We start from the raw sequence: 8,177 nt of genomic DNA on the forward strand, positions 1-8,177 counted from the left end.
GTCCGCTGCTGCTGACCGTGATTCCGGTTCCCCGCTCCCGAGCCTATGCCGGCGTGGCGGCGGGGGCGGCGATCTTCATCACCGACCCGGACGCCGCCGCCCCCCTCGCCCCGGCCCTGCTGCGGCAGATGTTCGGCCTGACCGCGGCCGAGGCGGCGCTGGCCGTGGAGATCGGCCGCGGCGAGGGGCTGGAGGCGGCGGCGGAGCGGCTGTCGATCGCCAGGACCACGGCGCGCACGCATCTGGCCCGGATCTTCGACAAGACCGGCACCGGCCGGCAGGCGGAGCTGGTCCGCCTGCTGCTGCACTACGGCGGGCCGCTGCCGCCGCCTGATTGAGCTCCGGTTGATTGCCATGCCGAATACCGCCACTGTGTTCCCATGAAGACCATCACGGTTTCCGTGGACGACAGCGTCTATAGGCAGGCCCGGATGAAAGCCGCCGAGCGGCGTATGTCCGTTTCCGCCCTGGTCAGGCAATTCCTGAACGAGTTCGCCGGGGAGGAAAGCGAGAGGAGGCCGAGCTACGGGCGTCGATCCGCTCCTTTCGCGCGTCCGACCGTTTGGCGCGCGACGACGTCCATGGACGCGTCCCGATGAGGCGCGACGACTAAACGGGATGAATCGAGGCCCGGTCACGTCGGACTCTGGCAGGAGGTAGAGCGTCTTCGAGCTGCCTCTCCCGCAAACGAGACCTTTCAGAATAGCCGAAGCCATCCCCTTCTAGTCCCCCCTCCCCTCGCGGGAGGGGGCTAGGGGGAGGGGGTTGTCGAGGACAAGCTCCGCGCGAATAGGCCCAGGAAAAAACGACGTCGCGGGCAGGCGAGATCGTGGGCGGCTCTGGCGGCGCGAACCCCCTCCCCCTACCCCCTCCCGCAGGGGGAGGGGGGACTCTTTCGCTTTCGTCGCGAGCGTCCGGGACGATCCGGAGAATTCCGAAAAGGTCCCGCAAACGGGAGAGGCAACGCGCTATAGTCCTGCCAAGATCGTTTGACCTGACTCGCCCCACCCCTACTCCGCCGCCAGCTTCGGGGCGGCCGGGGTGCGCAGGGTGGCCAGCAGCTCGGCCTCGCGCGCCTTGGCCTTGTCCCGGTTCTCGTCCTTGATGTGGCCGTAGCCGCGGATCTGCTCCGGCACCCGGGCCAGGGCGACGCAGACGGCATGGGTGTCCGGGCCCAGCCGGGCCAGCAGCTCCTGCACCACCGCCTCGTAATCGGTGATCAGCTGCCGCTCGGCCTTGCGCTCGGCGGTGCGGCCGAACGGGTCGAAGGCGGTGCCGCGCAGCCGCTTCATCCGCGCCAGCAGGCCGAAGGCCCGCAGCATCCACGGCCCGAAGGCGCGCTTCTTCAGGTGGCCGGTGTCCGGATCCTTCTCGGCGAAGGCCGGCGGCGCCAAGTGGAACTGCAGCTTGTAGTCGCCCTCGAACTGCGCCTCGATCTGCTTCAGGAAGGTGCCGTCGGTGTAGAGCCGGGCGACCTCGTACTCGTCCTTGTAGGCCAGCAGCTTGTAGTAGTTGCGGGCCACCGCCTCGGTCAGCTCCTGCCGGCCCAGCCTGGCCTCGGCCGCGCGGACCTTCTCGACCAGTGCCGTGTAGCGCGCGGCATAGGCGGCGTCCTGATAGGCGGTCAGCTGCTCGACCCGGCGGGCGATCGTCTCGTCCAACGTGCGCGACAGCCGGTGGCCCTCCTCCTGCGGCGGCGCGGCCAGCCGCTCGACCCGGGCGAGGTCGTGGGCGGCGCGGCGTCCCCACAGGAAGGCGGCCTTGTTCATGGCAACCGCGGTGCCGTTCAGCTCGATCGCCTTCTCCAGCGCCTCATGCGACACCGGCACCAGCCCCTTCTGCCAGGCATAGCCGAGCATGAACAGGTTGGTGGCGATGCTGTCGCCGAGCAGCGCCGTGGCCAGGCGGGTGGCGTCGACGGTGTCGAGGAGATCCGGGTTGCCGCCGTTCTTCGCCACCGCCTCCAGCATCGATGTGCCGGGAACGACGAAGTCCGGGTTGCGGGTGAAGGCGCCGGTGATGGTCTCGTGGCTGTTCACCACCTGCCGGGTCAGGCCCGGATGGATCTTCGACTGCGCCTCGCCCGAGGCCGCGACCACCAGGTCGCAGCCCAGCATCAGCCGGGCGCCGCCGGCGGCGATGCGCACCGCGTGGATCGCCTCCGGCGTCCGGGCGATGCGGACATGGCTGACCACGGCGCCGCCCTTCTGCGCCAGCCCGGCCTGGTCGAGCACCGAGACGCCCTTGCCCTCGAGATGCGAGGCCATGCCCAGCAGCGCGCCGATGGTGACGACGCCGGTGCCGCCGATGCCCGTGATCATGATGCCGTAGGGCTGGTCCAGCGACGGCAGCTCGGGTTCCGGCAGCACCGGGAACAGATCCGTCGTCCCCTCAGCCGCCGGCTTCGGCTTGCGCAGCTTGCCGCCCAGCACCGAGACGAAGGACGGGCAGAAGCCGTTGACGCAGGAGAAGTCCTTGTTGCAGCTGGACTGGTCGATCGCGCGCTTGCGGCCGAACTCCGTCTCCACCGGCACCACCGACAGGCAGTTCGAGACCTTCGAGCAGTCGCCGCAGCCCTCGCACACCGCCTCGTTGATCACCACCCGGCGGGCCGGGTCCTCCATCAGGCCGCGCTTGCGGCGGCGGCGCTTCTCGGCGGCGCAGGTCTGGTCGTAGATCATCACCGAGACGCCGGGCGTCTCGCGCAGCCGCTGCTGGATGTGGTCCAGCCGGTCGCGATGCTCGACCGGCACGCCGGCGGGCAGCAGCTTGCTCTGCGTCCCCGGCTCGCCATAGATCTCCGGCCGGTCGGTGACTACGACCATGGTCTCGACGCCCTCCGCCCGCAGCTGGGCGGCGATCATCGGCACGGTGATGGTGCCGTCGACCGGCTGGCCGCCAGTCATCGCCACGGCGTCGTTGTAGAGGATCTTGTAGGTGGCGTTGACGCCGGCCGCGAGGGCCGCGCGGATCGCCAGGCTGCCGGAGTGGAAATAGGTGCCGTCGCCGAGATTGACGAAGACGTGCTCGGTGTCCGTGAACGGCGCCTGGCCGATCCAGGCCGCGCCCTCGCCGCCCATCTGGCTGAAGGTCTCGGCCTTCCGGTCCGGCATCCAGGTCGCCATGTAGTGGCAGCCGATGCCGGCCATGGCCCGGCTGCCCTCGGGCACGCGGGTCGAGGTGTTGTGCGGGCAGCCGGAGCAGAAATAGGGGATGCGGTCGACCGCGGCCTTGACGGCCTTCTTCTGGGCCTCGCGCTCCTCCAGATAGCGCACCCGCTCGGCCAGGCCGGGATGGTCCAGGTACTTCAGCAGGCGGCGGCCGATGGCGACGGCGATCTGCGCCGGCGTCAGCTCGCCGGTCGAGGGCAGGATCCAGTCGCGCTTCTCGTCGAACTTGCCGACGATCACCGGCCGCTTGTCGGCCTGCCAGTTGTACAGCTGCTCCTTCAGCTGGTTCTCGATCAGCGCCCGCTTCTCCTCGACCACGATCAGCTCGTCGAGGCCTTCGGCGAAGGCGCGCACCCCGGTCGGCTCCAGCGGCCAAGGCATGCCGACCTTGTAGATGCAGATGCCGAGCTGCGCCGCCAGCTCGCGGTCTATGCCGAGATCGTCCAGCGCCTGGCGGACGTCGAGATAGGATTTGCCGGTGGTGACGATGCCGAAGCGGTGGCGGCCGCTGTCATAGACCAGATGGTCGAGCCTGTTGGCGCGGGCGAAGGCAAGCGCGGCATAGAGCTTGTCGCGCATCAGCCGCTCCTCCTGCGCCAGCGGCGGGTCGGGCCAGCGGATGTTCAGCCCGCCGGGCGGCATGGCGAAATCCTCGGGCAGCACGATCCGGACCCGGTTCGGGTCGACGAAGACGGAGGCCGAGCTGTCGACATTCTCGGCGATGGTCTTGAACCCGACCCACAGGCCGGAATAGCGGCTCATCGCCCAGCCATACAGGCCGTAATCCAGGATCTCCTGGACATTCGCCGGGTTCAGCACCGGCATCATATGGGCGATGAAGGCGTGCTCGGACTGGTGCGGCACGGTCGAGGATTTGCAGGCATGGTCGTCGCCGGCCAGGGCCAGGACGCCGCCGAATTTCGAGGTGCCGGCGAAGTTCGCGTGCTTCAGCACGTCGCCCGAGCGGTCGACGCCCGGGCCCTTGCCGTACCAGATGCCGAAGACGCCGTCATGTTTCGCGCCCGGCCACAGGCCGACCTGCTGGCTGCCCCAGACGGCGGTGGCGCCGAGGTCCTCGTTCAGCCCGGGCTTGAACTCGATCTGCTGCTTCTGCAGGAACTTGCGCGCCGACCACAGCGCCTGGTCGTAGCCGCCGAGCGGCGAGCCGCGGTAGCCGGAGATGAAGCAGGCGGTGTTCAGCCCGGCCGCTTCGTCGCGCCGCCGCTGCATCAGCGGCAGGCGCACCAGCGCCTGGATACCGGTGAGATAGATGCGGCCGGAGTCGAGGGTGTACTTGTCCTCGAGGCTCACGGAAGCAAGCGCCGTCGCCGTCATCAATGCCTCCCGAAAGGCCGCCGGTCTGTCGCCGCGGCCACCGCTAAATAGGTAATCTTCTTTCGCTCCGGGGACAATCGCACCGGGGCCTTCCCCGAGAGAAAGCAACGGAAACCCGACAGTATTGCTGTCCTTGATCCAAGATGTCCGGCTTTCACGAAAACGCGACGGAAACGAACCCAACTCACGGCCCGACGGGGCATAGGGGCGGTTCAGCTCCCCGAATTGTCATGCCCGGGCTTGACCCGGGCATCCAGAAAATGTCGATGCCGTGCTGGGTGGCCCTGGATCGCCGGGTCAAGCCCGGCGATGACAATGAGGGTGAATCCCTTCTTCTCATCCCTCCACCCGACACATGCGACACCGGCGGGGGTGACGGAACCCCGTACACCGCCTAGATAGGTCGGGCGGCCGGGCCCGGCCGCGCGACCCCGGTTGGATCATGGCCGACGAAGAGAACAGTTTCGGCGGACGCCTGCGCCGCTATGCCCGAGTCTCCGGCGCCATGGGCGGCCTCGCCGCCCGGGTGGCCGGCGAGCGCTATCTCGGCCTCAAGGTCGACCGCGAGGCCCATGCCAACGAGCTGCGGGCGGCCTTGGGCGGGCTGAAGGGCCCGCTGATGAAGGTGGCGCAGATGCTGGCCACCATCCCCGAGGCGGTGCCGAAGGAATACGCGCAGGAGCTGCAGCAGCTGCAGGCCGACGCGCCGTCGATGGGCTGGCCCTTCGTCAAGCGGCGCATGGCCAGCGAGCTGGGTCAGGCCTGGCAGTCGAAGTTCCAGAGCTTCGAGCACGAGGCGGCGGCCGCGGCCTCGCTGGGCCAGGTGCATAAGGCGGTCGGACTGGACGGGCGGCGCCTGGCCTGCAAGCTGCAATATCCGGACATGCAGTCTGCGGTCGAGGCCGACCTCAAGCAGCTGAAGCTGATCCTCGGCATCTTCGAGCGCTACGACAAGACGGTGTCGACCAAGCAGATCCACGCCGAGATCTCGGAGCGGCTGCGCGAGGAGCTGGACTATTCGCTCGAGGCACGGCACTCGCAGCTCTATGCCGAGATGCTGGCGAAGGAGCCGAACGTCCATGTGCCGGAGGTGGTGCCGGAGCTGTCGACCCGGCGCCTGCTGACCACCACCTGGCAGGACGGCAAGAAGATCCTGACCTTCGTCCAGGGCAGCGAGGAGCAGCGGGCCCAGCTGGCGCTGAACATGTTCCGGGCCTGGTACGTGCCGCTCTATTATTACGGCGTGATCCATGGCGACCCGCATCTCGGCAACTACTCGGTGCGGGATGACGATTCGATCAACCTGATGGATTTCGGCTGCATCCGGGTGTTCCCGCCCAGCTTCGTCGGCGGCGTGATCGAGCTGTACCGGGCGCTGGAGACCAATGACCGCGACCGCGCGGTGGCCGCCTACAAGACCTGGGGCTTCAAGAACATGACCAACGAGCTGGCGGACGTGCTGAACGTCTGGGCCGGCTTCCTGTACGGCCCGATCCTGGAGAACAAGGTGCGGCTGATCGGCGAGGCCAAGAACGGCGTCTATGGCCGCGAGACCGCCGAGCAGGTGCACAAGGAGCTGCGCCGCGTCGGCGGCATCGAGGTGCCGCGGGAGTTCGTGTTCATGGACCGCGCGGCGCTGGGCCTCGGCTCGGTGTTCATCCACCTCAAGGCCAAGGTGAACTGGCATACCCTGTTCAACGAGCTGATCGCCGATTTCGACCAGGACGCCCTGGCCAAGCGCCAGGCCGCGATCCTGAAGAAGCACAAGCTGCCGCTGCCGGTGGCGGGCGCCTGACGCCGATGGCGCCATCCGACCGGGACGAGCTGGCGGCCCTGAGGAAGGAATGGGTCGAGAGCGGCCGTTCGGTGCTGCAGGACGACGCCGGTGGCGGCGACCAGAGCGTCCTGCATCACTGGGTCGTGCGGCTGATCGACGGCGACATCGTCGATGACGACCGGGATGGCATCCTGTCCCTGGTCTATCACAGCCTGAACTTCGACATCCCCTTCGCCGCCACCCGAGGCGTGCGGGAGGAGCTGCGGCACGTCATCCGCATGAAGATCAAGGACCCCGCCTGGCGGCGATTTCCGGAGGAGCCCTCGAAGGGCTGACACTGCTTTGCCTCTCCCGCCAGGCGGGAGAGGCCACGCGAGAAATGCTCAATTCTCTCGCTCCGGACGCGACGCTCCCCCTCAGGCCGTCCGCACCCGGACGGGCCGCCGCCGGGTCACGGCCCAATCCAGCAGCGCGACCGCGACCATCGAGGCGCCGACCAGCGGGTACAGCACCCCGCCGACCGCCAGGATCGCGGTGACGCCGCGCAGCACCCGCGGGTCGGCCGGCATCGGCGGCGCGCCGAGCGCGCCGGACGGCCGCCGCTTCCACCACATCACCGCGGCCGACACCACCAGCCCGATCATGGCGAGGCAGGCGGCCAGCAGCAGCAGCTGGTTCGCCAGGCCGAACTGCTGGCCCATATGGGTGTTGATGCCCCATTCCATCGCCCGGCCCAGCGGGCCGTAGTCGGCATAGCCCATGTCGATCAGCGGCTTGCCGGAATACTGGTCGAGATGGACCACGCGCTGCCGCGACAGGTCGTCGGGATAGACCGAGGCGGTGTAGACCCCGGCCGGCCCCGCCGGCGGGTTGACGGCATAGCCGGGGGCGAGGCCGAGCCGGTCGAAGATCGTCACCGCGGCGTCCAGCCCGATCGGCCCGCCACCGCCGGCCATCGCCGATTTCGGCATCCGCGCCTGCTCCAGCGACCAGGTCGTGGGCTGCATATGCGCCAGGTGCTCGTCCGACATCGGCACGGCCACCCGCACCCCGGCGGGGTAGCCGAAATTGCTGCCATTGGCCCAGCGGTTGACGGTGTCGCCCCACAGCACCGACCAGGGCATGCCGGTGACCGCCAGGAACACGATGATGCCGCCGACGAACAGGCCGGTCACGGCGTGCAGGTCGCGCCAGAACATCCGCCGCTTCGGCGAGCCGCGCACCGACAGCGCCCCGCCCTGCCGGCCGCGCGGCCACCACAGGTAGACGCCGGTGGCGACCAGCAGGATCATCCAGCCGCCGGCGATCTCGATCGCGCCCTGTCCCCAGGGGCCGAGATAGGCCAGGCTGTGCAGCTGGCGCACCACCCACATCACCGAGCCCCGGTCCGGGATCTCGCCCAGCACCCGCCCGTCAGTGGGGTCGACGAAGATGGAGAGCTTGCGGCCGTCCGCCGTCTTCACCCCGATCTCGGCCGAGGCGCCGGCATCGGCCGGCGGCAGGTATTTGAAGACGTCGCCGGGGAAGGCGCCGAGGGCGGCGGCGACCTGGGCGCTGGGCGCGATCCGCGCCACCGCCTGGGCCTCGACCCGCTTCAGGTCGCGATAGACCAGGCCCTCGATCTCGTCGCGGAACAGGTACAGCCCGCCGGTCACCGCCAGCAGGACCAGGAAGGGCAGCGTCAGCAGCCCGGCGTAGAAATGCCAGCGCCAGACGGCGCGGTACAGGCTCGTGGACCGGCGCGCCGCCTCGGCGGCGGCGGTCGGCATCGCGATGTCGGCCATGATCCGAATCCCGTGCGGCCGCGCCGGGCAGGCCCGCGCGGCCTTGGTTAAAAGAGAGTTCAGGACGGGAGGTCGGATCGCGGCGGCGCGCGGGCGCTGAAGCCGCTTGGC

At 69.2% G+C, this 8,177-nt stretch carries 5 protein-coding genes; 3 read left to right on the forward strand and 2 right to left on the reverse strand.

Annotation, left to right across the window (positions count from 1 at the left end):
• A partial coding sequence (locus P409_RS39010) for a helix-turn-helix transcriptional regulator (protein ID WP_430515647.1) occupies positions 1-338 on the forward strand: 338 nt, incomplete at its 5' end.
• Between the two features lie 672 nt (positions 339-1,010).
• Here P409_RS39010 and P409_RS19635 read toward each other — a convergent pair.
• A complete protein-coding gene (locus P409_RS19635; protein WP_034841993.1) occupies positions 1,011-4,505 on the reverse strand; it encodes an indolepyruvate ferredoxin oxidoreductase family protein in 3,495 nt (1,164 codons plus the stop codon).
• 442 nt (positions 4,506-4,947) lie between these two features.
• Between P409_RS19635 and P409_RS19640 the strand changes: the two genes are divergently transcribed.
• Positions 4,948-6,300 carry an ABC1 kinase family protein gene (locus P409_RS19640; protein WP_034841996.1) on the forward strand — a complete coding sequence of 451 codons (1,353 nt, stop codon included), beginning with the start codon at positions 4,948-4,950 and terminating at the stop codon, positions 6,298-6,300.
• A gap of 5 nt (positions 6,301-6,305) precedes the next feature.
• Positions 6,306-6,617, forward strand: coding sequence for a hypothetical protein (locus P409_RS19645; RefSeq protein WP_034841998.1), 312 nt, complete (start codon positions 6,306-6,308; stop codon positions 6,615-6,617).
• An 81-nt stretch (positions 6,618-6,698) separates the two neighbouring features.
• Here P409_RS19645 and P409_RS19650 read toward each other — a convergent pair whose 3' ends face one another.
• Positions 6,699-8,066: a PepSY-associated TM helix domain-containing protein gene (locus tag P409_RS19650; RefSeq protein WP_034842000.1), complete on the reverse strand. Its 1,368-nt coding sequence runs from the start codon at positions 8,064-8,066 to the stop codon at positions 6,699-6,701.
• Positions 8,067-8,177: the final 111 nt, after the last annotated feature.

Origin of the sequence: Inquilinus limosus MP06, from assembly GCF_000767795.1 — a bacterium.
GTDB lineage: Bacteria > Pseudomonadota > Alphaproteobacteria > DSM-16000 > Inquilinaceae > Inquilinus > Inquilinus limosus_E.

Bases quoted from the DNA above. Each gene is read 5' to 3' on its own strand.
- P409_RS19640 (WP_034841996.1), top strand. From the start codon at position 4,948: ATGGCCGACGAAGAGAACAGTTTCGGCGGACGCCTGCGCCGCTATGCC.
- P409_RS19645 (WP_034841998.1), top strand. From the start codon at position 6,306: ATGGCGCCATCCGACCGGGACGAGCTGGCGGCCCTGAGGAAGGAATGG.
- P409_RS19650 (WP_034842000.1), bottom strand. From the start codon at position 8,066: ATGGCCGACATCGCGATGCCGACCGCCGCCGCCGAGGCGGCGCGCCGG.
- P409_RS19635 (WP_034841993.1), bottom strand. From the start codon at position 4,505: ATGACGGCGACGGCGCTTGCTTCCGTGAGCCTCGAGGACAAGTACACC.